The organism is Bartonella sp. MR30HLJHH, assembly GCF_042194195.1.
Lineage (GTDB): Bacteria > Pseudomonadota > Alphaproteobacteria > Rhizobiales > Rhizobiaceae > Bartonella > Bartonella grahamii.
Map to the genome: position 1 here is coordinate 201,558 of NZ_JBHIMO010000002.1, position 23,796 is coordinate 225,353.

Below are 23,796 nucleotides of genomic sequence, written 5' to 3' on the forward strand. Positions count from 1 at the left end.
GTATCCCGTTGAGGGGAAGGATGCACTCTTTTGAGGGCTGGAGTGCATCCTCTACAGTTTGGATGCTGCTTCATGAGAGTGAGCAGTATCCATAGGGAAAGGCCTATTCCGTAAAAAACAGGGATAGCCAAAAGATTTTTTTATATTTTTATTGATAGGTTGCTGTATTTGTTAGGGCTATTCATTCTTTATTCTCAATATTTAAGATGATTATGTGATAAGGGTTGTTTGTCAATACAATCGTAAAAGACGCTGAGTATTTTTATAAAAATTAAGATATTTTTGTGCCTTTTTCTTGTTTTTTTTATGTTTACACAAGATTTACACGGCTTTTCAACAGTTTGTTTTTTTGCTTCGCTAATGGCGTTGGCTAAACACTTCAATTATTTTAACTGTTTCAACACCGCCTTAAAATAACAGTGCTTTATAATATGACAAAATGAGCTGTATAACGTTTGATTCTTGAGGGGTGTTAGAAAGAGGGGGATGTTAGGAGAGATGTTGTATATATTTTTAGCTTATCTTTTAAAGCAGGAAGATCAACATATTTGAGAAGAATATGAAGTGCTATGGATAAAGCTTCCCTCCGTCTTTCCGGATCTATGTTTTATGCGGTTTGACGGTTAAAGAGCAATATCTGAATGGAATCACGCTTGCTTTATGTTTTTATCCTCACGCTTTAGATTTTTTCTCATGGGGATGCCAGTTTTTAATGGGGTCTTACGCGCCTTACGTAAAACAGAATGTTCCAAACAGAATATACTTGTGTTGCACATTTATGTCTTTGTTTAAAAAACATCATGTTGTCTTATCTCACAATAATGTTGGTGAATGGGGATGTTGGTAAATGGGATAATGGAGAAATCTCTTGTGACGTGGATAAGCCCTTCTTTAAAAGCTCATAAGGGGAAAGCCAGCACTATCATACTATTCTAGTGCCTAATGTGATGACAGCCTTTAGTGCTTGAGCGTGTTTATAAGAGGCATTTTGATTCTTTATCTTTGAAGTGTTTTATTTCATATGTCTCTCATGTTGGTAATGTGCAAAAGACATGGTGTTGATTCTTGCAACATGAAATAAATTTAAAATGAGAGAACCCCTATGATATTCGGGTCTCTTATTTTAATATGAAGAACGGGTGATTATAATTATAAATCAATATGTTGTCGTGATACATCAACCTTTTGGTGGGGTACAGGATAAAGAAAGTCATTAAATATAAGTCATTCTGTTATGTCGTAAAACACTGTCATTTGCGGTTTGGTGATATGAGAGCCAGCCGCCTTGGATATATTGAAGTGTTTTTTTAAGGGCGTGGTGAACCTTTAGGGCAGAGCTTGTTTTGTCGCGCCTTGAGTTTAGCTGAAAACCCTGAATGGAAAATTAAGAGTGACGTCTATCCAAGCTGTTTGTAGATCAGATTGGGTTAAAAAGCTTTGTTCTTTAAGGATGGAACGCAAGCCAATTTGACAAAAGAATGATCTATTTTGCGGGAAGATTTTATGGAGGAATATAACAAAGCTCATAAGAGAGTGATTTAAGACAATACAGTTATAAAAAATACAGTCATAAAAAAAGTCCCCTGTTATAATCAGAGGACTAAAAGCAGGAGAATTTCAACATTGGCGAGTAGGACATGTTAAAAAAATGAATTCAAAAGACCGTATTCAATCCACAAATTCATACTTACAAAACTATTACGCTACAATTAGCAGAGAATTGAAAAGATATCAATATAAAAAATACTTTTTACAAAAAAGAAGATTGTGTCATTTTGCATTAAAAATTAATGAATACTTTTTTCAATTGAATATTTATTTTGAAACTTGACATTAATTAAACAATTAAATTGTATTTAAATAAACTGTATTTAAAGCTGTTATGATGCATGCAAGCATCTTAAACAAAACGTATTCTTCAATAAAAAACGAATAAACGTAAAAGCACCCCATGATTACAGGACTGGTGTGGGGGAAGGATTTTTGTTTTTAAGGGTGTGGAGTGTATCTTGAGCACAAGGGTTTTATGAAGCTGCATTCTTTGGGGGGCGAGGGGATGGAAGAGGTGGGGGGGAGCTTCTGGATGGTTGATCCCGTGTGGGGGGCTTTAGAGGGGGCAGCAACATGGGAGGTAGCTTAGAATGGCGAGGAGGGGGATTATTCAGAATGTTTATGGTTTGCATATCCCCAATGAAATGCTAACAAGTCTAAACAATCTCGTAAATGATCGGCAAGGGAATTTTGTTTGCGTTTTGAAGAACTTAATTCTTTGATTGCTTGTCCATAGCCGATAACGCGTTCAAGCAGTGAATAGCCAAGAATACCCAGTTGAACTTTGATTGTTTTTAAATGATTGGATGCTTCTATTTGACGTTCAATGGGGTGTGTGTATCCTTGGCTACAGGAAACCTTTTCACGGGTGTAATCAAGGCTCATGTGGAGATCGGCTTGACTTTGACGCCAGTAAAAATAAAAACGTTCTGCCGCTTTATATTGGGCTTTGCTGAGATGTCCTTTCGCATATAAAAGTGCAATGGGATGGCTTTGTGCATTGGCAATGGCATTGATGGTACGCGGATTGCTGGAGTTTTCTGGATGATTGGATTGAAAATAAGGATTGCTCGTTTCAACAGGGATTTCTTGCGCCTTTAAATGACCAATGTGCCTTCCTTTATCTTGATGGTCAAGCGGGCAGGTTTGCGTATTTTTTCTCTCTTGATGGGTCATATCATCTCCTTAAAAATTATCGTTTGCTTCTCGTTTTTAAAAAATGTTGCTTGCTCTAGGCAAAACAGGGGGATTAGAGGAAGACATGTGTTGGAGTGTGCGTGAGGGTTGTGCGCTCTTGGGGGTGACTTGGACTGTTGCGTTTGTGTGGGGGAGCCCCATGGATTTGACTCTTGAAAAGAGGGGTGTTTTGTTGCATGGTGGATTTTCCTTGAATGGCTTGATGAGGGAGGTGAGTGATGTTGCACGGTACTTTGTCTTTGAAAAGAGTGGTATTTTTCTGCATTGTGGTTGTTGTCTCTGTGGCTGTTTATATGGAAATGAAGGCGTTGGGGATGACGTGGGGCGTATTTTTACGGGCTGTGGTATTTTATGGCACTCCCGGCATTTTCCTTATGTTGGGTTATGAAGTAATGCAGCGGCGTGGTGTAAATCAGGGTTTCTTCTTCAAGATGTTGTTGTTGAGCTTCATTTTTGCTGCTGTCATTGATTTTATTTATGCGCAAGCTGAGCATTTTGGTTTGACTTGGGTGTGGTTCTCAAACAAGTGGGTCTTTCACATTCTTTTTGGCGTTGTCTTTGGTCTTGTCCTTGGGCTTATTTATCGTGGGGCAAGGCGTTTTGGGTTTAGGCTTTCATTCTTTGAAAAGGATTGATCTTTTGCTGCATTTTTGGCATGGTCTCCGATTTTTACTTATGAAGGAGCGGGGCGTATGGTGGTCGCGCGGGACATGTTTTTGAAGGGGCTGGCGTTTTGCGGCGTTGTTGGAGCTGTTGTTGGATTGGCGTATAATGGCGCCAAGCATATGGGGGTTCGCTGGTTTGTGATCTCGAACAATGGGGTGTTTGCGGGCACTATTGGACTTGTTCCTTTTTTTGCTCTGGAGGGGATACGGTGTGTGCGTGTACTGTTGGGGGGCTTAAAAAAATGAGCATTTCTCTTCTCCATGGGCGTGATCTTTGATGTTCTTTCTGTGAGGGGTCTTTGATGTCGAACGATTTGATGTTTTTGCAGTGGTTGGTATTTTTCTGCCCTTTGGCTCTCGCCTTTATTTCTATTTATGTGGGAATAAGGTTTTTCGGGTTTACAAGGAAGGACTTTTTTAAGGGTGGGGTGCTTGCATTCTTTGTTGGCGTGACCTCTAAGTTTGTTTATGCGCAAGCTGAGCATTTTGGTTTGGCTTGGTTGTGGTTCTCAAACAAGTGGGTTTTTTACATTCTTTTTGGCGTTGTCTTTGGTCTTGTCCTTGGTCTTATTTGTCTAGGGGCAAAGCGTTTTGGGTTTAGGCTTTCATTCTTTGTAAAGGATTGATCTTTTGCTGCATTTTTGGCATGGTCTCTGATTTTTACTTAATAAAGGAGCGGGGCGTATGGTGGTTGCATGGGACATGTTTTTTAAGGGGCTGGCGTTTTGCTGCGTTGTTGGAGCTGTTGTTGGATTGGCGCATAATGGCGCCAAGCATATGGGGGTTCGCTGGTTTGTGATCTCGAACAATGGGGTGTTTGCGGGCACTATTGGACTTGTTCCTTTTTTTGCTCTGGAGGGGGTACGGTGTGTGCGTGTACTGTTGGGGGGCTTAAAAAATGAGCATTTCTCTTCTCCACGGGCATGGTCTTTGATGTTCTTTCTATGAGGGGTATTTGATGTCGAACGATGTGATGTTTTGGCTGTTGTTGGTTTTTTTCTGCTTTTTTGCTCTGGCCTTGATTTTTATTTATGAGGGAGCAAAGCGTCGCTCTGTTACAGGGTGGATGTTTTGGAGGTGGGTGGTGCTTTATGGCATTGTTGCCACCTACCTTGGTTTTATTTATGTGGGCGTGGGCAGTCGCGCTGTTGATGGGGAGCAGTTCTTGAAGGGGGCGGTGTTTTCTTGCATTTTTGCAACTGTCCTTGGTTTGGTGCATCTGGGCGTCAAGAGTATGCCTGTGGCGGGGCAAGTGTTCTTGAAGGCGGTCATGTTTTGTTGCATGATGGGCTTTATCCTGTGGTTTGCTGCTGTGGGCGTCAGGGATATGGATAGCGTAAGGGCGGTATTCTTAAAGGGATTGCTCTTGACTGTATTGTTGAAAGTGCTCTTGGGGTTCTTTATACGCGAGCAAAGTGATACGGTGTTACAGAGGTTGTTGCGTTCTTTGAATTTTGTGCTGTTTTGCTGCATTTTGGCACTAATCCTTTTTTTTACTCGTGAAGGAGCAGAGAATCTAGGGTTGAGCTGGCTTTGGTTCTCGAAGGATTGGGTGTTTTTATTCATTTTTGGATTTCTTTCTCCTTTGATTTATCAGGGTGTAAGGCGTGCGCGTGTTCTAGGGGCTTGGTTCTTGAGGTAGGTGGTGTTTTTTTCTCCATGGGTGTGACCTTTAATGTGCTTGCTGTGAGGGGTATGTGATGTCGAACGATTTGTTTTTTTTGCTGTTGTTGGTGTTTTCCTACCTTTTTATTGTTGTCGTTATTGGTACTTATAAAGTTTCCAAGCGCTTCGATATTCCGTGGTGGCGGGCGGCGTTTTATTGTATTTGTGGTATTTCCCTCTTTTTGAAGGAAGTGCTGTTTTACTGTATTTTAGGAGTCGTCTTTTTTTTGGCTCTTGAGGGGATGGAGAGTATGGATATACCGTGGGGACTCCTGTCCTTGATAGGGATCGTGTTTGCTGTAGTGTTGGAGTGGTTCTTGATTTTGCATATGAGGGGGCGGCAAGATGGGGTGCTGACGCGTTGTTTGTGGCTATTGAAGGGGCTGGTGTTTTGCGCCGTTGTTGGAGCGATCTTTTTTTGTTTGCGTTTGGGAGCAGAGAATATGGGGTTGGGCTGGCTTTGGTTCTCGAAGGATTGGGTGTTTTTTATCATTTGTGGATTTATCCTTCCTGTTGTTTCTGTGGGAGCAAGGCGTGCGCGTGTGAAGGCGGAGGCGTTTTTAAAGAGAGTGGGGTTTATGGAGCATTACAGATAACGTCGAGGGAATGTTTGTTCAAAAGAACAGCGATAGCGGTAGGTTTGGGGATCAAACCAAAGCCCTATTTTGCCTTCAAAATCACCAGAACGTTGTTTGGCAATATTCATAATGACGCCAGGGCGTTTGGCTAAATCTGCTTTTTCTTGTGCTAGAGAGGCGGCAAAGATTTTGTCTTCTAACGATCGATTGCGCCAAATGGTGATGATATTAAAGGCATTGGCGCCAATTTCTGAGGCACCTTTAATGTCTTCTGTGCTGGGGATATCTTTATCCAGACCGCCTTTGCGGGCATGGGCTACAAGATGAATGTGTACACTGTTTAAAACAGCCCAATCAACCATTTTATAAACGGCTTGTTCTTGTCTTGCATAATCATCAGAGGCAATGCCAAGCCGCATGAGACTGTCGATGATAAATTGATCGCAGCCATAGCGCGCACGACAATAGTCAAAGACATCAAGCAAGGTGTCAACGCTTGATTTGCCAACATGTTCATAAAGAATAAGCCCATCGTCTAAAAAATGAAGAATCCGTTCAATCGTCTCTTTTGTAGGCTTTTCTAAGCCGCCTGTTTGTTTGGTTAAGCGCCGTAAAGATTGTTCTCCTTTCATTTCTAGAGAGGCTAAGCAAAGGCGACTTTTTTGCGCAATCCAATGGGGAATACAGTCTGATAACAATTGGCTTTTTCCTGCACCACTGGCACCACTCCAAAGCGTTAATTCTGCTGGGCGGAAATGCAATTTGTCCTTCAGTTTAGGATAGGGAACCGTATAACCAAGATGTTTTTCAGGCTCTGGCCAAAAAAGCCCAATCACTTGATCTTTATAGTCTGAGGCGCGCCGTAAACCTTCTGGTGCAAAGCTTTGTGCTGAGGAAAAGGCGGCTTTTATGGTGGCTTTATCAATCCCTGCGGTTAAACAGTCATTAGCATCTTTAAGGGGTAAACGTACACGGTAGCAACGGTGGCGTCCAAGCCTGCTGGCAATCTCGAGGGCTGCTTCTTCTCCGGGCTGGTCCATATCTGTGGCTAAAAAAATCGTTTCAAAAGATTCTAAATGATCAAATTCATTTTCAATCCAGTTGTGTTTGCCTCCACTTCCTCCCCCAAAGGGAACAGAAACCGCCGGATATCCATAGGCAGCTAAGGAAAGTGCATCAATTTCTCCTTCAGTGATAACAATTATACGGTTTGTTGAAGAAAGTGTGGGAAATGGCGCGCTCTCCATTAAGGGCACATGCTGGGATGCATGTGTAGAGGTGGGGTTGGTTGAGGGGGTATTTTGCGTGGGGCAAAGGGCTTGCCAACCAAACAAAATCGGTTCACATTGAGAGGCGGTTGGTTTGCTTTTTGCTCCTGCTTGCGCGAGCCGTTCTTTGACTAGAGCAAGGGTGCCATCGGGTTTATAAAAGGGGAAAATGATTTTTTCACCATTTTCTCCTATGCGGTAACGCTTTATAATCTCTAGAGGAATGTGGCGTTCTTTGTGGAGATAGTTTTTTACGAGATTCTGCGGGGTCTGCCCTGTAGGAACCGGTGGACGGCGATAGGAACGATGAGGGACCATAAAGGGTTTTGGGCGTGTCAGATTGAGAGTTGCGCGTGCTTCTTCTAATGCTTGAGAGAGGCTAATGCCTTTGACTTCACACCAAAGGTCTAAAAGATCTCCTCCAGTGCCTTCTGCAAAATCATACCAAAGTCCTGCTTTACTACCACTCAAGCAAATTGATAAACTTTGACCAGCTTCACCACGTGTGTTGCCTACAATCCAATTGTTGCCTCGTTTGTGCCCTTGGGGAAGAAGCATTTCTACTATTCTATCTGCTTGTGAGATAAGTTTTTGTTTGATTTCAAAAATTGTGCTCATGGTCATTCGTGATATTATTGCTGTTTTTCTCAAGATTTAGGAGATGAGGACTCTCTTTTGCTGTTCTAGCCGTTCGATCTGATAGTGAAATCCGTGGTGCTATGGGGCTTGCCAGTCTACTTTGAGAGCTTCTTTGTCGCTCTTTTTTTGCCAATAGTCGCGAAACTTCTTTTCTTGCCAATGGGCTTGGCTCTCACTCAAACCTTTTGAAACTGCTGCCTTGCTGTCTGTTTGCTAATGCTCAGGAAGACGGTACCCTTTTTGGCAAGGGCGGTCATTGGAAGAAGGGTGTTGCTCGAGAAAGAGAAGGTGGATGCTGAAAGGCTGACGAGCGTTGTTTGAAGGGTATGATCTTTGCTGAAAGTTTCTGAAACTGCTGCGTTGATAACTATTTTCCAAGTGCATGGAAGACGGTGTCCTTTGGCAACTGAGGCAGTGGGTTTTTTGTTGGAAGAAGGCGGGATGGATATACAGAGGCTGGAGAGCGTTTGTGTTCCTTTGTGTGCAAGAGATGAGGCGTGTAGGGCGAGCACTTTTGTGGTGAGAGCAGTAGGGGTGGTGTTGGCTCGTTTTGCTGTATGAATAGCTTATTTCATTGTTGTTTTTGTTATTATTTTTATGGTTTTGAAACATTTTTTGTCCCCGCGCGTGCTTGAAAAATACGTTGTTCGTGTGATGTCAAAAATTGTCGCTATAATTGATCAAACTGCGGTAAAGCATGTCGTTGCTCTCAGAGATGAAAGATGAGGAGCTCCCCTGTTTTTGCTGTTCTAGCCGTTCGATTTCACGGCGAAACCAGTTGCGCCATGTGGCTTGCCAGTCTACTTTGAGAGCTTCTTTACCGCTTTTGGCTTGCCAATAGTCGCGAAACTTCTTTTCTTGCCAATGGGCTTGGCTTTCACTCAAACCTTCTGAAACTGCTGCCTTGATGTCTGCTTGCCAATGCTCAGGAAGACGGTGCCCTTTGGCAACTGAGGCGGTGTTTTTTTTGTTGGAAGAAGGCGGGATGGATACAGGAAGATTGCTGGGTGGGAGATTGGTGGCGGATTTTGTTTTTTCCCTCGTGACAATTTGCGCAATAGGGGCGGGGGCGAAATCGGCTTGTGGAGCGTTTGAGGGGGAGGCGTTTTTTTGCTCCGCTTCTTCTTGTGGAGGGGAAGGGAGAGCAGAATCAAGAGCTAAAGAGAGAGACTGGTGATCGCTTTGTTCAAAGTTTTCTTCGCAGGAAAAACAAGGTTCTATCTCATCACACAAAATTTTCTTTTCAAAAACACCGTGAGGTGTTTTCTTTTCTTCTGTCTTTTGAGCTTCTAAGCTTTGTGCAGCATCTTTTGTACTCTCGTTAAGCAGTTGTTGAATCTCAGCATTGATTTTTTTACGCTTTTTTGCCGAAGAACGACCCGCAAAGGATTTTTGTTCAAGCAATTTTTCACGCTCTTGAAAAACATTTTCGCAACGCTTGTTCCATAATCCATTGGCTAAATTTAAAATCTTACCCTCTTGGATGAGCATTTCTAAAACATTAACAAAAGTTCGCTTGTCACAACCACAAAGACGCGCTAAACGTTCTTCCGATATTTCTAGAGGACGACCGCGTGCATACATTTCATTGAGAAGAATCGTATAGATTCCAATCTCGTGTGCGCGCATCCCACGAACACCTCCTAGAAAGTCATTTTGATACCAACAAACATACGGAAGCCTAGACGATTCATAATGAGGAGTTTCTTGTTGATTAGCGTGTTTCATACTGCAATCTACTTTCTTTTTTTTTAACATTTTTATTGACGATAAAAGCGCAAATAGGGATTCAGTTTGTGTTTTGTTTGGCTCTATTTGATGATGACGAGAGGCTTCTTTACGACGTTTATAAATGATTGGGTGTGCTTGAAGCGCATGCAAACTTACGATTTAAGATTGCGGTGATGGAAAAAATAAAGAGTACCACACATTTTCAATATATCTGCTTTTGGGCAGCAACTTTTGGAGGTGGCTTTTATATCCTTTGGAGTGGTTAAAGTGTTTTTATGATCCAAAAATAAAAAATTCTTCCCCCTAAAAAGTAAAATTTGTTTCCTTAATTTTATCCTTTTTAGAGGATAATGCAAGCCAATTTTATAAAAAGGACGTGTTTTTTGTAAAAGACGCGCTATATGGTGAAATTATGAATATCGATGGTTGGCGTCAAAGATTAAGGATCGCTTTGGAAAAAAGTGGGCGGTCAAAAAGATCTATCTCCCTCTCTGCCGGTAAAGGTGCGGGATACCTTCATTCTATTCTTTCTGAAGGAAAAGAACCAACCATCGAATCTCTTTCGCGAATTTGTCACGAAATTAATATCAGTATGAATTATATTCTTTACGGTAAAGGGGCTAGCCCTGAAGATAAAGAATTTATAGAGCTTATTTCAAAACTCTCTCCGCAAGAGAGACAGGCGATTTTGACTCTTTTGCGGCGACCCGTTGACGAAGCTCCAAAATAAGTTCCTTCTGTGCTTTTGAATCAAGACGACTCCAGTATTTTATTAATATTATATCACTCATTTTATCTCTCCAGTGTGTTTATAATTGCAATCGAGTAAGAACAAATAGAGAACAACAAAGGGACATGAGAGGAACAAAGAATAATAGATTTTTATTTACATATGTCATTTGAACCCCGCAGAGATTTAAAATATATCTTTTATGAAGGATAAAATGGTTGACATCTCTCCTATAGAGGAGATAAGACTAACGCTATATTTAGTCTTGTCAAGACAAGGCTATGCTTTATCAACTATCTAAAGGGGGAAATCATGAAAAATATTCCATTCGTTAAAGAGGATGAAATCATTATCATTTTATGCGAAGAGGAAAATCCTAATACTTATGAAGGACCAATCGATGAAATCGAAGAAGTGCTCGAACTGATTGAAGAATATGAAACTGTTTATAGAGTTTTACGACTCGATCTGACAACTTCTCATGCTGAAGATGTTACCGAACAAATCGCTGACTTTTATGTCGAAAATCATGAAGTGAATGAAGAAAATACGCCATTGCAGCCCTTCGTTTTGAATAGTGAAGCTTATCATGCTTGTTTAAATGAAAGAGCCGCTTGCGATTATGAAGATAATCTCTATGGCTCTTATGAAAAACAGCATCGTTTACGCCCATGTGATGTCTTGACAGATTATTGGTGGTAAATATGCCAAGTTATCTCAAGACTTCTTATCAAGGGGTTCCACTTTATTATGCTGGAAATATGCGAAATTTAATCAGACTCGAACCACAAAAACACAACGCTATTCTTTTCATATCGCAAGAGGTGGCTCAGTCTATGGTAAAAAAATTGGAGGAAGAATATTGCCGCCATGATTTTTCCGTCGTGCAATAGCTAGATTGAAAAAGGGAGCCGCAATGATGGGCCCAAGTGCTTTTTTATTGCGGTGACCATGATGCGCGTTATGTTTTCCTTCTTGGGGGGCTTGGGGGAAATTTTTTAGCCGATATGGGAAAGGGGATATGAAGAAAAGAGCCTATGTATGAGAAATTGCGGGGGATGAGAAATTGCGGGAGCTTTGCGAGGGGAAAAGTTGTCGGTTGGGTTTTTTATTGGGGTGATTGAGAAATTTGCGGGGGGATGTTGAGGGGGGCAGCAGTTTTTGTGTTTTCAGGGGCACAATACTTGAGGGATGCATTGAAGGATGCTGTCGCCTTTAGTCCGTGTGAGGGACACAGGCTTAAACAATGTGAATGTTTCAAAGAGGATATATTGCAAAAAACACTTTAAAGATGAAGGGGAGAAATACTATGCCAATCATTATCGATTGTATTCAGGGAACGGAAGAATGGCAGAAAGTACGCAATGGTTTGATTACGGCTTCTTTGTTTGAGATGGTTATGGCACAAAAAAAACAGGGGCAAAAAACTTCACGATATCATAGTGTGATGATGAAATTGGCGGGAGAAAGAATTACAGGAAAAACCGTTGAGGAAGGAACAACGGTTTCTCAGCGACGCGGAACAGAATTAGAACCAATCGCACGACAACTCTATGCAAAACTTACGCATACAGAACCTGAATGTATTGGCTTTGTTTTGGCAGATGATCGCGGACAAGGATTTTCTCCCGATGCTTTTGTGGGAGAAAATGGCTTATTAGAAATAAAAACAAAAAAACCTGAAATTTTGATCCCTCATTTCATGCAAAAGACTTTTCCAGCAGAACATAAAGCACAATGTCAAGGAGGGTTATGGATTTCTCAACGCGAATGGGTGGATTTAATGCTCTATTGGCCTGATATGCCACCTTTGATTAAACGTGCTTATCGTGATGAAGCGTATATTTGCAAGCTTGAAAATGAAATTAGCCGTTTTAATGAGGCTTTGGAGAAGATGGTACAGCAAATTAAGTGTGTTGAGACAGGTTTTAGTATAAGGACAGAAATTGCTTTGAAGGAAAGGAAAAACAGAGAGCGGGGAGCGAATGCAAAGCGTCTGCTGGTGGGCAAAACAAGAATGAGGCGGGCAAGAAAGGGATCTGTACAGCATTGAAGGAGGAAAAAAGTTTTATAAAAAGGAAAGAGCAGAGGGGGAAAAGCAAGAGGGGTGTTTGAGGAGAGCGGCAAGTAGGGGGCACAGGAAGCGCAGGGGATTTGGAGTGATACGTAAAGCATGTTGGGAAATGGAAGGAGATGTTTGAAGGGGGAATTAAGACCGTTAAAGTTTGTTTAGACGTATTGGGACAGAAGGGGGGGCTGGGAGCTTTTGTGTTGAGTGTTAGAGGGGAGGTATTATTTTACTCATGAAAGGGCCAAGTGCTTTTTTATGGGAGTGACAATGGTGCGCGTTATGCTTTTGTTTTTTGGGGGCTATCTGTTTTAGTCGGTATAGGGAAAGGAAGGCATGAAGAGCCTATGCATGAGGAACTGTGGGAGGCGTGTTGGGGAAGTGAGACAGGAGACGTATGGGGCGTGGGTTTTAGCTGCTTTTATGTTGAGTGTTAGGGGGGGCACTAATAAATAAGGCAAGAGCCTTTCTCACTGGGGAGAGAATGCTGCGCATGATACTTTCGTTGATGGAGGATTCAATGGAGGTGATTGATGCTTGTAGAAAAGAGGAGAGGGGTAGGAGAAGAATAAACAAAAGAAGAATAAAATGGTGCTGCGAGAGAGGATTGAACTCTCGACCTCTCCCTTACCAAGGGAGTGCTCTACCACTGAGCTACCGCAGCCCTTTTTCAATCTTTGCGCTGTCTTGTGCCATATTGTCAGAAAATAGGCAAGAGAACATTTGTATATTCTTGCAAGAAAACGTATCTTATGTCATGACATATGTTTCTTATATGCTTAAATATTTAAGGTTATGAGTTGCTTGGATAGAAGCTCAACACTGTTTAAAAGGTTGCGCAATGACACAAATGCATCAAAAACAAAAACAAAATGAAATGAATCATCAACATGAAAAAGCAAAACGGCGTCAAGAAAGATTGGCGCAACAATTGCGTCAAAACCTGAAACGTCGAAAAGAGCAAAGCCGACAAAGAGCGCAAACAGAGCTCTAAAATGCAAAAAGCCCTAAAGTGCAAAAAAATGTTTTTTAGTGAAGCTTTGCAACTAAACTTCTCAATAATTTGTTCTCATATTTAGAATGCGTTCTAAAACGATTAATAAAGCATAACTTCCCGAAGGGGGAAAAACCTTTGGAAGGGCAGGCACAAAGGAAAAGAGGGAAAACACTATGGATTCTATTCAAATTGTTGGGGGGAAAAAACTTAAAGGAACCATTCCTATATCAGGGGCAAAAAACGCTGCATTGCCTCTTATGATTGCGGCGCTTTTGACAGAAGAAACGCTCACTTTAGAAAATATTCCTCATCTGGCCGATGTCGAGCTGCTTATTCGTATTCTCAATAATCATGGTGTTGGGTATGCTGTTGATGGACAAGAGTTTAACGATGAGTGTGTGAATTCAAGAACAATTCATTTTACTGCGCAAAAAATAGCGACAACACGTGCGCCGTACGAACTGGTGAAAAAAATGCGCGCAAGCTTTTGGGTTATCGGACCTCTCCTTGCACGATGTTTAGAGGCTTATGTGTCGCTTCCTGGAGGATGTGCTATCGGAACAAGACCTGTCGATTTTATCCTTGAGGGACTCAAAACTTTAGGCGCACAGATTACGATCGAAAATGGATATGTTCATGCAAAAGCACCAAGGGGGTTAAAAGGTGCTCACTATCGTTTCCCTAAAGTCACAGTTGGTGGAACCCATGTAATGCTTATGGCGGCGACATTGGCAGAGGGAACAACCTTTCTTGAGAATGCGGCTTGTGAACCAGAAGTGGCAAACCTTATTCGAACCCTGAATGCTATGGGGGCTCAAATAACTGGTGAAGGAACAACAACGCTTACAATTGAAGGGGTTAAAAAACTTAAAGGAACAAAAATACGCGTTATTGCTGATCGAATCGAAGCGGGGACATATGCAATGGCTGTTGCTATGACAGGAGGCGATGTCTTTCTTAAAAATGCAAATCCTAATCATCTTACAAAAGTGCTTAAGGTGCTTCAAAAAACAGGACTCGAGATTCAAATAGAACCTCAAGGAATTCATGTTAAGCGAAATCCAAAGAACACAAAAATTATGCCTGTTGATATTAAAACAGGACCTTATCCTGCTTTTCCAACCGATCTCCAAGCGCAATTCATGGCGCTCATGACACGGGCTGAAGGAATTGCGCATATTACAGAGACGATTTTCGAAAATCGTTTTATGCATGTTCAAGAACTCAATCGTTTAGGGGCCTCGATAAAGCTTGATGGGCAGACAGCAACTGTCTATGGAACAGAGAATTTGCAAGGGGCTCCTGTCATGGCGACGGATTTGCGCGCTTCTGTTTCTCTTGTGATTGCAGCATTGGCAGCAAAGGGAGAAACAATCGTCAATCGTGTCTATCATCTTGATCGTGGATTTGAGAGATTAGAGGAAAAATTAGTCCGTTGTGGTGCAAAAATCCAACGTATCACAGTGTAATTCCCTTTGAGTGTATTCTTTAATCTCTCTCTTCGGGGGGCTTAATCTCAGAAAACAAGGTTTGTTAATCCTCTCAATAAACGTGGGGTTTATCTCATGGTTTTTGTATTTTTACGAGCGGGCATAAGTGTTTGAGAGGCGGGGGTGGAGCTCATAAAACAAAAAAAGATTTGTATCATTGTCTAAATGTCGTTTATGGCGCTCATAACACGGGGTTGAAGAGACCGCGCATATTACAGAGACGAGATTTTCAAAAATCGTTTTATGCATGTTCAAGAACTCAATCGTTTGAGGGCGTCTAGAAAGCTTGATGGGCGAGAGGGCAACGCATCTCATGGAACAGAGAATTTGCAAGGGGGGGACTCATCATGGCGATGGATTTGCGCGCTTTTTGTTTCTTTTGTATTTGTGTTATTTGTATTATTATTGCCAAAGAAAATAATTCAAAATGATAGTAAACGTTCACAATATTTATTGTTTTTTAATATAAGAATATGATAATAAAATAATCTATGTATTTTATAGTATTTATAATTATTCAAGGAAAATGAAATGAAGCAGACTTTTAAATTATTGAGTGCTTTATTGATTATGATTGGATGTTATCAAGCTCAATTGCCTCAAACCATTGCAGGTACATGGAAAAAGTCTGGTGTAAATCAACTTGAAAAAAAAGTTCTTTATGGTGCCTCAGAAGATTTTCAGAATGACCCTGCTTATATAGAATGGTGTATAGTACATGACAAGAATCCGGAGTGTAATCCTTTAGAATCTCGCAATCCACGGAAGTTTAGTAGAACTCTTGGGCACGGGTACTGATGAAAAGGGCAATGTAATCTCTTTAATTGATGAAAAAACGAATATGGAAAACCTATAAAAGACAATCATAACAAAAAAGTATCTTCATTCTTTAAAAGCTGAGGATGGCATTGTTAATGGGGCGCCGATAAAGCGCTATGGATTAGAGAGCAACGCATCTCATAAAACAGAGAATTTGCAAGGGGGGCCTCATCATGGCGACGGATTTGCGCGCTTTTTGTTTCTCTTGTGATTGCAGCCCTCTTATCTTGTTACATTGGCAGCAAAGGGAGAAACAATCGTCAATCGTGTTTATCATCTTGATCGTGGATTTGAGAGGTTGGAGGAAAAATTAGTCCGTTGTGGCGCAAAAATTCAACGCATCACAGTGTAAATCCGTTCGTGTGTTATCCTTCTGGGGGAACGCTTTCCTCTATAGCGCTGTAGTCACCAACCTATACGAGTAAGTAAGCTCATAAAATATAACTTTTCATAACGAGAGTTGTCCAGTATGACACGTAGTGAATTGTGATCAACTTTTGCTTAATAAAGTTGGTTGTGGAATATTGTTCAGCTGCTTTATTAAATATTTATTATGTATCTTCTGTGTGATTATTATTTATGTAGACTTCAATAAGACGATGAAAAATCCCCATCATTTTCATTAAGTTTATCAGCTAAAGACTAAAAACGACCTCTTACTATTGGTTCAAGTGCAAGTGTTAATTGTGCTGTTTTTAAACTACGCCGTTTACGTTCACTATCCTGTGTCGATTCTACACTATGACGCGTTGACGTGTCATAAAATCATTTTTTTGTTTTATCGTATCTAAATATTGTTCATTTACTTTTTGTACTTTTGTAAACGGTTGTAAATTTTAAAAATGTAGCAATGGAACTCCAGTTTTTTTGTTATGCTACCTTATCCTTCTTTGTTTTCCTCCCACTCTAAAGGATGCATATTCCTGACTTAAGGGCTGCTCTGTAAACAGTCCGGCTTCTGTTGGCGGGGGGGTGACTTACTCCTGACCCCATTCATGTGGTTCACTTTAAAAAGGCTCTACGGGGCAAGCCATGCCCATTTATTACACACTCTAAAAAAACACTTAATATGGAAAGTTTTACATGCCTTATATCACGGCTCTAAACAATAATGTTTTACGGAAAAATATGATAAACCGCGCTTTTTTTCAGTGAACACTAATGCGTATTGTTATTGGTTTTTTTTCTGTTAAGAAGCGTATACAGTGTCGTAAAAGAGTTAAGTAAGAAATTTAAATAGCGCGTGAAGCATCAAAGAAACTTTGAAAAAATTAGTTTAGGGGAGCTTTTTATAAAAGCCCGTCTTAGAGAGGCAGATAAGTCTTTCATCTTAAGATGGTTTGCTTTACGTTTCAAAACTTGATAAAAATTCAAAAATTTCGAAAAAATAGGAAGAGAAGCTTTTTCTGGTATGCAGGGGGGAAAATGGTCAATAAATTAGACAAAAAACAGATTATATTTTTAGCATTGCCACTCATCTTTTCAATCATTGTAGCTTTTTTGGTCAATATAACCATCAATAACATTACAGAAAATGGAACGACGCCTGATGCTTATTGGTTTGTAAGATCAAAGCCACTGGATATTTTAATCCTTATTGCACTTTCATGTTCTTCATTCATCTTATTACAAAAAAGGCATACCAGAAAAAATATCATTATTTCGTCCATGATCATCTTTGGTTTGTTTGCAACTTATTATAGTGCAAATGAATATATCAGACTTAGTCCCTATGTAGGTCAAGATAATATGACATGGGCGGATGTTTTTCCTTTCTTTGATAGGATGGTTTTAGGGGGTGTTATTATTGGCATTGTTATCCTTGGTTACACGATAAAACTATCATTACCTAAAGCTTCACCTTTGAAAATTTCAAAAAATACGATCTTTGGTGGTGTTCAATGGATGAGTATGAAAAAGATTGAAGAGATTTTTCCTCGTGATGGTGAAGTCGTCATAGGAGAGCGCTATAGAGTCGACAAAGATATTGTTAAAGATGTCCCTTTTAATCCTAAAGACAAAACAACATGGGGAAAAGGTGGTCGCCAGCCATTGTTGACATATAAACTGGATTTTGATTCAACCCATATGTTATTTTTTGCTGGTTCTGGTGGTTATAAAACAACCAGTAATGTTATTCCAACTTGTCTCAAATATTCCGGTCCACTGATCGTTTTTGACCCTTCAACTGAAATCGCTCCAATAGTTAAAGACGCAAGGGAGGATTTTAAAAAAAAGTATACGTTCTTGACCCCCATAGTTCTTCAACAGAAACTTTTAATCCTTTAGATTGGCTGTTAGATGAAAATCTCCCCCTTTATGAAAGAGAAGCGGGTGTGGTTGAAGTTGCTAGACTCCTTCTTTCTGAAAACGACAAATCAACTTCGACAGACCAATTCTTTGTATCACAGGCACATAATTTGTTAACAGGAATACTTGCGCATGTGGTCTTTTCTGATGAATACACATTACAGGAAAAAAACTTAAAAACCCTTCATACGATCATGTCAATGCCAGAACCATCCGTGATTGGAAAATTGCAATCTATACGATCAAATTCTCCATCCCAATTTATTCGTGAAACTCTTGGGGTGTTTACAAACATGATTGAACAAACTTTCTCAGATGTCTATTCTACTGTTGCAAAAGATATACAATGGCTTTCCCTCTCTAATTATGCAGATCTTATCAGTGGTTATAACTTTAAAACTAATGATATAACAAAAGGAGATATCGATATTTTTTTAAATATCCCCTCAAAAATTTTAAAATCTTATCCAGGTGTTGGGCGTGTCCTTGTTGGCTCTTTTCTCAGAGCTATGGAAGCTGCTAATGGTAATTATGCAAAAAGAGCGCTCTTTATTTTAGATAATGCTGATCTTTTAAGATATATGAACATTTTAGAAGAAGCACGTGATCATGGACGCAAATATGGCATATCTCTCATGCTTTTTTACGAGTCTGTAGAGCAAATAGAACGCTATTTCGGTTCGTTAGGCGTTATGACATGGTTTGAAAATTGTGCTTTTGTAAGCTATGCCGCAATAAAAGATATTAAAACTGCTGAAAATATATCTAAGGCATGTGGTCAAATGACCATTGAAGTGAAAGATTCAAGCATAACTCTGGGAACATCAGGTATAGAAGGAACAGAGCATTTAAGTTTGCGACAAAGACCCTTAATATATCCACATGAAATAACACAAGAAATGCGAAAAGACGAACAGATTATTCTCGTGCAAGGAGAGCTCCCTATCCGTTGTGGACGCTCTATCTATTTTAGACGTAAGGATTTAACAGCTCTTGCTAATGAAAATAGCTTTTCTTCTCAATAAAGCACTTGTTTTTTAGTTAAAATGAATAAAGTATTGTTGTATTTTTGGATGATATAATTAGAGATAAATCATTTTTATAGTACATATTTTATAATATAGTGGCTTGAAAATGGGGGAGTCATGAGCGATCTTTCTGCTAAGAAGACAAACACCAAAAAAATCAAGACATAAAAAGAGTATCTTATCAATTATAATGTGTGGGGTGTTCAAGATAATACGTAGAATATTGGCTGTGATAGTTAAAAAGTTGCTTTACGCAATCTTCCTTATTCTATTATTTATTCGTAAACCAGTTTTTGCCTTCTTAAACTTCTTTGCTGGTGGCTTGGTTTTATTCCTATTTTTTCTTTTTTGGGGATACACAGCGAGAGTTGCACCCTATGAACACCAAACAGCAATGGTCATTGGTGGTATCATCATGATATTTCTTTGCTTGTTTGCTAATGATGCCTATGAAAGGTTTTTACTACGTCTAGCTAATACGTCTAGCTTCTCTTGATTATGATCTTATACTTATTTCAATAAATAGCGCTCATTTCGTTCGTATATAATTTAATCAAAAAAGAGGGTGGGGTGCCTCTTATAAAAAATACAAATAAAGACTGTTTTTAAATTTTATTGCTAATTTCCTGAAATTACCTTATAAATAACACTGTAATTTTGGTCGTATACGCAACGGCCAAGAGGGATTCAAAAACCCCTAAAATCCGAGCGTAAAAATGAACCTACTCTTGTGGGTTTCCCGGGATTCCGGGAGTTTTTGCCATGTCCAGGTGCGCTCAGCACTAAAAGCAAAAAAAGCTGATTCGAACTCAGTACTTTCAGACTCCCGGAATACCAATGCGAGGGCGCTCGCACTCGGCAGGGGAGCTTGAAGTGAAAGCTAAAAATCCACACTTTAACGACATTTCGATAGGCAGAAAAATTTGCTTTAAAAGAACAATGCTGGGAATGTCGCAAAAGAAATTAGGCAGCCAGTTAGGTGTGACTTTTCAACAAATCCAAAAATATGAAAAAGGCTCTAATCGTATAGGGGCGGGGCGTTTACAAGAAATTGCTGATATTCTCAATGTTCCCATTTCCTTTTTTTACGCTGATCTCTCAACAAAAGAAGACGTCTTGTATCCTTATGATGAAAGGATCTCGAGCAAAGAAGAGCAAGTCCTTTTGAAAAGTTTTAGAGAGCTCAAATCTAAAAAGCAGAAAGCAATTTTGTGTTTGATTGTCTCATGAGATAAGAAACACTGTTTTAAATTTTATTGCTAATTTCCTGAAATTACTTTATTGTAAGCGAATGTTTTGGTCGTCTACGCAGCGATCAACAGGGAATGAAAGACCCGAAACTTGAGACACGTATTTATCCAGCTTTATGGATATCCCGGATTTCCGGGAGCTTTTGTTATGTCCAGGTGCGTCTGCGCACTAAAAGCAAAAGGCTGAGTCAAGTTTCAGCTCTTTCAACTCCCGGAATACTTATGCGAGGGCGCTCGCAACCGGAGGGGAGCTTGAAGTGAAAGCTAAAAATCCACACTTTAATGACATTTCGATAGGCAGAAAAATTCGCTTTAAAAGAACAATGCTTGGAATGTCGCAAAAGCAATTAGGCAGCCAGTTAGGTGTGACTTTTCAACAAATCCAAAAATATGAAAAAGGCTCTAATCGTATAGGCGCAGGGCGTTTACAAGAAATTGCTGATATTCTCAATGTTCCCATTTCCTTTTTTTACGCTGATCTCTCAACAAAAGACAATGTCTTGTATCCCTGTGATGAAAGGATCGGAAGTAAAGAAGAGCAAGTCCTTTTGAAAAGTTTTAGAGAGCTCAAACCTAAAAAGCAGAAAGCAATTTTGTGTTTGATTGTCTCATGAGATAAGAAACACTGTTTTAATTTTTATTGCTGGTCTCCTGAAATTATTTTATGAACAAGAACGAGGGTTCTCGTCGTACAGTGTGGTTGAATGGTGGAACCTAAAGCCTGAGAATTCAAGCTGAGACATTAGCCTGCTTTATAAGTATCGCGAGATTCCGGGAGTTTTTGCCATGTCCAAGTGCGTCTGCGCACTAAAAGCAAAAAAGCTGACTGAACTCAGTGTTTTTGACTCCCGGAATACGCATAAGAGGCGCTCGCAACCGGTAGGGGAGCTTGAAGTGAAAGCTAAAAATCCACACTTTAACGATATTTCGATAGGCAGAAAAATTCGCTTTAAAAGAACAATGATCGGAATGTCGCAAAAGCAATTAGGCAGTCAGTTAGGTGTGACTTTTCAACAAATCCAAAAATATGAAAAAGGCTCTAATCGTATAGGGGCGGGGCGTTTACAAGAAATTGCTGATATTCTCAATGTTCCCATTTCCTTTTTTTACGCTGATCTCTCAACAAAAGAAGACGTCTTGTATCCTTATGATGAAAGGATCTCGAGCAAAGAAGAGCAAGTCCTTTTGAAAAGTTTTAGAGAGCTCAAATCTAAAAAGCAGAAAGCAATTTTAAGATTAAATTTTCGTTAGAATCAAAAAAAAATTAAAGAGGCTCTTGCTAAATAATAAATTATTATATAGAGCTTTTTTTAGAGAAGGGGGTTAACATTTCTCCTCCCCCCCCCCCCGCAGAAATGTCGAAATAAAACCTCCTTCTCATCGTTTTAAAAATCACGAAAATTTTATCCTTTATCCTTTATTTTTTTTAAAAAGAGTGACTTATTTGTGCTAGAAAAGTTGCTGTATTAGGCAAATTGGAGGGCGGGGTGTCTTTAGGATTTGGGAAGGGCTGGAAAAATCATCTTGCCAAATAGAGTTCTCAAAAGGAAACATTGGAGAGCGATCACCAAAGGGCGCACAGTGGAGAGTAATCATCAAAGGGGCGGCTTAAAAGAAGCTACCAAAAATCTGGAACTTCAGGCTTTAAATGAGGACCAATCCGTACCGCCGAGACCTTTTCTGCTAAACCTGTGCGATCTGAAATCTCAACCGCTAAACCACAAAGGGTGGCAGGACCACACGCCGGTTCAAAACGATCTTGCTTCGTCTTATAAAGAAAACGGTGTAAAGGTTCTTCTTTATCCATTCCAAGAGATGAATTATAATCTCCACACATACCTGCATCTGTTAAATAGGCGCTCCCACCTTCTAAGATCTGCGCGTCAGCCGTGGGAATATGCGTATGTGTGCCAACGATAACACTCACACGACCATCAAGAAAATGGCCAAAACATTGCTTCTCGCTTGTCGTTTCTGCGTGAAAGTCAAAAATAACCGTATCGGCTTGCTCCATCAATGAACAGGCTAAAAGAATATTTTCCGCTGTTTCAAATGGATCTTCTACTTTGCACGGCATAAAAACGCTGCCCAACAGATTGGCGACAAGAACACGGGCTCCATTTTTTGCCGTAAAAATACCAACACCTCTTCCGGGAGTTTCTTTCGAAAAATTAGCAGGGCGTAAAAAACGATCGCTCTCATGGGCATACTGCAATGCTTCTTTGTGAGAAAAAGCATGATTGCCCGTGGTGACAACATCAACACCGGCTATCAAAAGATCTTGATACGTTTCTTGTGTGAGACCAAAACCACCAGAGGCATTCTCACCATTTACCACAACAAAATCAAGCTGCCACTTCTTAATCAGTTGAGGAAGGTGTTCAAAAACAGCTTTACAGCCTGTGTTACCAACAATGTCACCTAAAAATAAAAAACGCATAGACGCTTTAATCACATTTTAACATTTTAAGAAACCTTTTTCTGTAAAAATTCCCTGTACCTGTAGATCATGTTCTGCTGCGGGAATAGAGGAAACCTCCTGACATGAAAATCCTATGCCCCATAATGTCATTTGATGCCCTTGTTTTTCAAGAGCTTGAACCGCGCGGTCATAATATCCTCCTCCATAGCCAAGACGGTGACATTGATGATCAAACGCAGAAAGCGGAACAATAATATTATTGGGGACAACAACACCATTGTCGGCACTGGGACCAAAGGTGCCAAAGCGCATGGGCTCTAAAATCGTGCTGGGCGAAAATGCACGAAAAATCATGGTGGTGGAATCAAGTACTGCTGGTAAGGCTAAATGCCCACCGCGTAACGCTACAGCATCCAGTAAAGGACGTGGGTCAATTTCCGATTTAATGGGCCAATAGCCTGCCAAAATGAGGCGTGAAAAATCTGTCCCCTTTTTTTCAAGGTATTCAATAAAGTGGCAACAAGCATGCTGAGAAAAGAGTGCGCGCTCTTCTATTAAAAGAGCATCACGACGCGATAAACCGCTTTTGCGCTGCTGTGTACGAAGGGATGAAGCAGATTCACAGAGGGGATTTTGTATCATTGTCTCGCCAGTTGCTTTATAAGATGCTGGTATTTTATCTATTGTTGGCGTTTTGTAAATCTCTGTTAGGACAAGAGCTCTGCTCATGAAAAAAAAGCATGAAAAAAGTGTGTGCTCTTTAGGGGGGATCTTGGTGCGACAAGCCGCTCTTGCGTTGCTTGCGTGCCAAGGGATGAAGCAGATTCACAGAGAGGATTATTTTTGTAAGTGCTGTCTGTTTCATAAAATAAAGCCCCTCATAATTTTATCTGGAAAAATTTTATTGATGTAAAAAAGGGTGATCCACAACAGCCGATGGAAAAAGCTGATCCCGGGAACCTATACAAATAGGTGGGCGCCATATGAAAAAGCCCACGGGCTTGATCAGGGACAGCTCCCTTGGAGATCATTAAGGTCTCAGGAATACGTTATTTCCTGTCGAGAAGCGCAGAACACCCTCCTTAATATAAAACAATTTCAGAGCTTCTGCTAGAGATAAAATAACTGCAATCTCTTATTTTTCATAAAGTTTTTTCAAGATGGTTTTACAATTTTTCTGGTGGCTGCTGGAAATGGCTGTATGATATATAGAACGCTTTATTCAAAGTAAAAAAAGCAAAAAATATGAGTAGGGGTGGGTGATTGAGTGACGCAGAATGGTTTATTGGCAATCGTTTGATTTTTATGTTTCGCGGGAATGCTTGGAGGAGCTTTGAAGGGAGACATTTCTTATTCAAGGATGTTTGTTTAACTGACATTGCGTCTTT

22 protein-coding genes, 1 tRNA gene, 1 other RNA gene and 2 pseudogenes are annotated in these 23,796 nt (G+C 40.3%); 19 read left to right on the forward strand and 7 right to left on the reverse strand.

Annotated elements, in window-relative coordinates; all coding sequences use genetic code 11:
* Positions 1-2,157 precede the first annotated feature (2,157 nt).
* On the reverse strand, positions 2,158-2,727 hold the full coding sequence (locus ACFIKR_RS02190) for a hypothetical protein (protein ID WP_375635598.1): 570 nt from the start codon (positions 2,725-2,727) through the stop codon (positions 2,158-2,160).
* Between the two features lie 239 nt (positions 2,728-2,966).
* Here ACFIKR_RS02190 and ACFIKR_RS02195 point away from each other — a divergent pair, with 239 nt between their 5' ends.
* From ACFIKR_RS02195 to ACFIKR_RS02220, 6 genes are read left to right on the forward strand one after another with little or no spacing between them, the layout of a single operon-like run.
* Positions 2,967-3,383 (forward strand): hypothetical protein, encoded by a 417-nt coding sequence (locus tag ACFIKR_RS02195; protein WP_375658652.1) that lies wholly within the window; start codon positions 2,967-2,969, stop codon positions 3,381-3,383.
* Between the two features lie 15 nt (positions 3,384-3,398).
* Positions 3,399-3,659: a hypothetical protein gene (locus tag ACFIKR_RS02200; protein ID WP_375658653.1), complete on the forward strand. Its 261-nt coding sequence runs from the start codon at positions 3,399-3,401 to the stop codon at positions 3,657-3,659.
* A gap of 56 nt (positions 3,660-3,715) precedes the next feature.
* Positions 3,716-4,039, forward strand: coding sequence for a hypothetical protein (locus tag ACFIKR_RS02205; RefSeq protein ID WP_375658654.1), 324 nt, complete (start codon positions 3,716-3,718; stop codon positions 4,037-4,039).
* Between the two features lie 58 nt (positions 4,040-4,097).
* Entirely contained in the window at positions 4,098-4,361 is a 264-nt protein-coding gene (locus ACFIKR_RS02210) for a hypothetical protein (protein WP_375658655.1), read from the forward strand.
* A gap of 10 nt (positions 4,362-4,371) precedes the next feature.
* Positions 4,372-5,055 carry a hypothetical protein gene (locus ACFIKR_RS02215; protein ID WP_375658656.1) on the forward strand — a complete coding sequence of 228 codons (684 nt, stop codon included), beginning with the start codon at positions 4,372-4,374 and terminating at the stop codon, positions 5,053-5,055.
* A 58-nt stretch (positions 5,056-5,113) separates the two neighbouring features.
* A complete protein-coding gene (locus tag ACFIKR_RS02220) occupies positions 5,114-5,674 on the forward strand; it encodes a hypothetical protein (protein WP_375658657.1) in 561 nt (186 codons plus the stop codon).
* Here the strand turns inward: ACFIKR_RS02220 and ACFIKR_RS02225 are convergent.
* Positions 5,665-7,542: a toprim domain-containing protein gene (locus tag ACFIKR_RS02225; RefSeq protein WP_375658658.1), complete on the reverse strand. Its 1,878-nt coding sequence runs from the start codon at positions 7,540-7,542 to the stop codon at positions 5,665-5,667. The genes ACFIKR_RS02220 and ACFIKR_RS02225 overlap by 10 nt on opposite strands.
* Positions 7,543-7,896: 354 nt before the next feature.
* Between ACFIKR_RS02225 and ACFIKR_RS02230 the strand changes: the two genes are divergently transcribed.
* Positions 7,897-8,124, forward strand: a complete 228-nt coding sequence (locus ACFIKR_RS02230; protein WP_375658659.1) for a hypothetical protein — start codon at positions 7,897-7,899, stop codon at positions 8,122-8,124.
* A gap of 96 nt (positions 8,125-8,220) precedes the next feature.
* Here ACFIKR_RS02230 and ACFIKR_RS02235 read toward each other — a convergent pair whose 3' ends face one another.
* The gene (locus tag ACFIKR_RS02235) at positions 8,221-9,291 is read right to left on the reverse strand and encodes a DUF1376 domain-containing protein (RefSeq protein WP_375658660.1); all 1,071 of its coding nucleotides are present in this window, start codon (positions 9,289-9,291) and stop codon (positions 8,221-8,223) included.
* 415 nt (positions 9,292-9,706) lie between these two features.
* Between ACFIKR_RS02235 and ACFIKR_RS02240 the strand changes: the two genes are divergently transcribed.
* The 4 genes from ACFIKR_RS02240 (at position 9,707) to ACFIKR_RS02255 (ending at position 12,077) form a co-directional block, all read left to right on the forward strand.
* A complete protein-coding gene (locus tag ACFIKR_RS02240; RefSeq protein ID WP_015857134.1) occupies positions 9,707-10,024 on the forward strand; it encodes a transcriptional regulator in 318 nt (105 codons plus the stop codon).
* A 312-nt stretch (positions 10,025-10,336) separates the two neighbouring features.
* Complete coding sequence (locus tag ACFIKR_RS02245) at positions 10,337-10,726, forward strand: hypothetical protein (protein WP_375658661.1); 390 nt, start codon at positions 10,337-10,339, stop codon at positions 10,724-10,726.
* 2 nt (positions 10,727-10,728) lie between these two features.
* Positions 10,729-10,917: a hypothetical protein gene (locus ACFIKR_RS02250; RefSeq protein ID WP_375658662.1), complete on the forward strand. Its 189-nt coding sequence runs from the start codon at positions 10,729-10,731 to the stop codon at positions 10,915-10,917.
* A 416-nt stretch (positions 10,918-11,333) separates the two neighbouring features.
* Positions 11,334-12,077: a YqaJ viral recombinase family protein gene (locus ACFIKR_RS02255; protein ID WP_375647299.1), complete on the forward strand. Its 744-nt coding sequence runs from the start codon at positions 11,334-11,336 to the stop codon at positions 12,075-12,077.
* A 604-nt stretch (positions 12,078-12,681) separates the two neighbouring features.
* On the opposite strand, the gene ACFIKR_RS02260 is transcribed toward ACFIKR_RS02255, so the two are convergent.
* Positions 12,682-12,756: transfer RNA gene (locus ACFIKR_RS02260), tRNA-Thr, on the reverse strand.
* Positions 12,757-12,933: 177 nt separating this feature from the next.
* Between ACFIKR_RS02260 and ACFIKR_RS02265 the strand changes: the two genes are divergently transcribed.
* The 8 genes and pseudogenes from ACFIKR_RS02265 to ACFIKR_RS02295 all read left to right on the forward strand — a co-directional run bounded on the left by ACFIKR_RS02265 (position 12,934) and on the right by ACFIKR_RS02295 (position 21,237).
* Entirely contained in the window at positions 12,934-13,086 is a 153-nt protein-coding gene (locus tag ACFIKR_RS02265; protein ID WP_375658663.1) for a hypothetical protein, read from the forward strand.
* A 176-nt stretch (positions 13,087-13,262) separates the two neighbouring features.
* Positions 13,263-14,558 carry a UDP-N-acetylglucosamine 1-carboxyvinyltransferase gene (murA, locus tag ACFIKR_RS02270; RefSeq protein ID WP_375655699.1) on the forward strand — a complete coding sequence of 432 codons (1,296 nt, stop codon included), beginning with the start codon at positions 13,263-13,265 and terminating at the stop codon, positions 14,556-14,558.
* Positions 14,559-14,750: 192 nt separating this feature from the next.
* Positions 14,751-14,947, forward strand: a pseudogene (locus ACFIKR_RS09655) (UDP-N-acetylglucosamine 1-carboxyvinyltransferase); the annotation flags it as partial.
* Positions 14,948-15,110: 163 nt separating this feature from the next.
* A complete protein-coding gene (locus ACFIKR_RS02275; protein ID WP_375635614.1) occupies positions 15,111-15,377 on the forward strand; it encodes a hypothetical protein in 267 nt (88 codons plus the stop codon).
* 1,446 nt (positions 15,378-16,823) lie between these two features.
* Positions 16,824-18,733 (forward strand): annotated as a pseudogene (traG, locus tag ACFIKR_RS02280) (Ti-type conjugative transfer system protein TraG).
* Positions 18,734-19,573: 840 nt separating this feature from the next.
* A complete protein-coding gene (locus ACFIKR_RS02285) occupies positions 19,574-19,966 on the forward strand; it encodes a helix-turn-helix domain-containing protein (RefSeq protein WP_375658664.1) in 393 nt (130 codons plus the stop codon).
* Positions 19,967-20,243: 277 nt separating this feature from the next.
* Positions 20,244-20,600 carry a helix-turn-helix domain-containing protein gene (locus tag ACFIKR_RS02290; RefSeq protein ID WP_375658665.1) on the forward strand — a complete coding sequence of 119 codons (357 nt, stop codon included), beginning with the start codon at positions 20,244-20,246 and terminating at the stop codon, positions 20,598-20,600.
* A gap of 172 nt (positions 20,601-20,772) precedes the next feature.
* Positions 20,773-21,237 (forward strand): helix-turn-helix domain-containing protein, encoded by a 465-nt coding sequence (locus ACFIKR_RS02295; RefSeq protein ID WP_375658666.1) that lies wholly within the window; start codon positions 20,773-20,775, stop codon positions 21,235-21,237.
* Between the two features lie 367 nt (positions 21,238-21,604).
* Here ACFIKR_RS02295 and ACFIKR_RS02300 read toward each other — a convergent pair whose 3' ends face one another.
* The 3 genes from ACFIKR_RS02300 to ssrS form a co-directional block, all read right to left on the reverse strand.
* On the reverse strand, positions 21,605-22,426 hold the full coding sequence (locus ACFIKR_RS02300; RefSeq protein WP_375644521.1) for a TIGR00282 family metallophosphoesterase: 822 nt from the start codon (positions 22,424-22,426) through the stop codon (positions 21,605-21,607).
* Positions 22,427-22,444: 18 nt separating this feature from the next.
* Positions 22,445-23,050 (reverse strand): 5-formyltetrahydrofolate cyclo-ligase, encoded by a 606-nt coding sequence (locus ACFIKR_RS02305; RefSeq protein ID WP_375658705.1) that lies wholly within the window; start codon positions 23,048-23,050, stop codon positions 22,445-22,447.
* Between the two features lie 275 nt (positions 23,051-23,325).
* Positions 23,326-23,486: non-coding RNA, 6S RNA (gene ssrS, locus ACFIKR_RS02310), on the reverse strand.
* Positions 23,487-23,796: the final 310 nt, after the last annotated feature.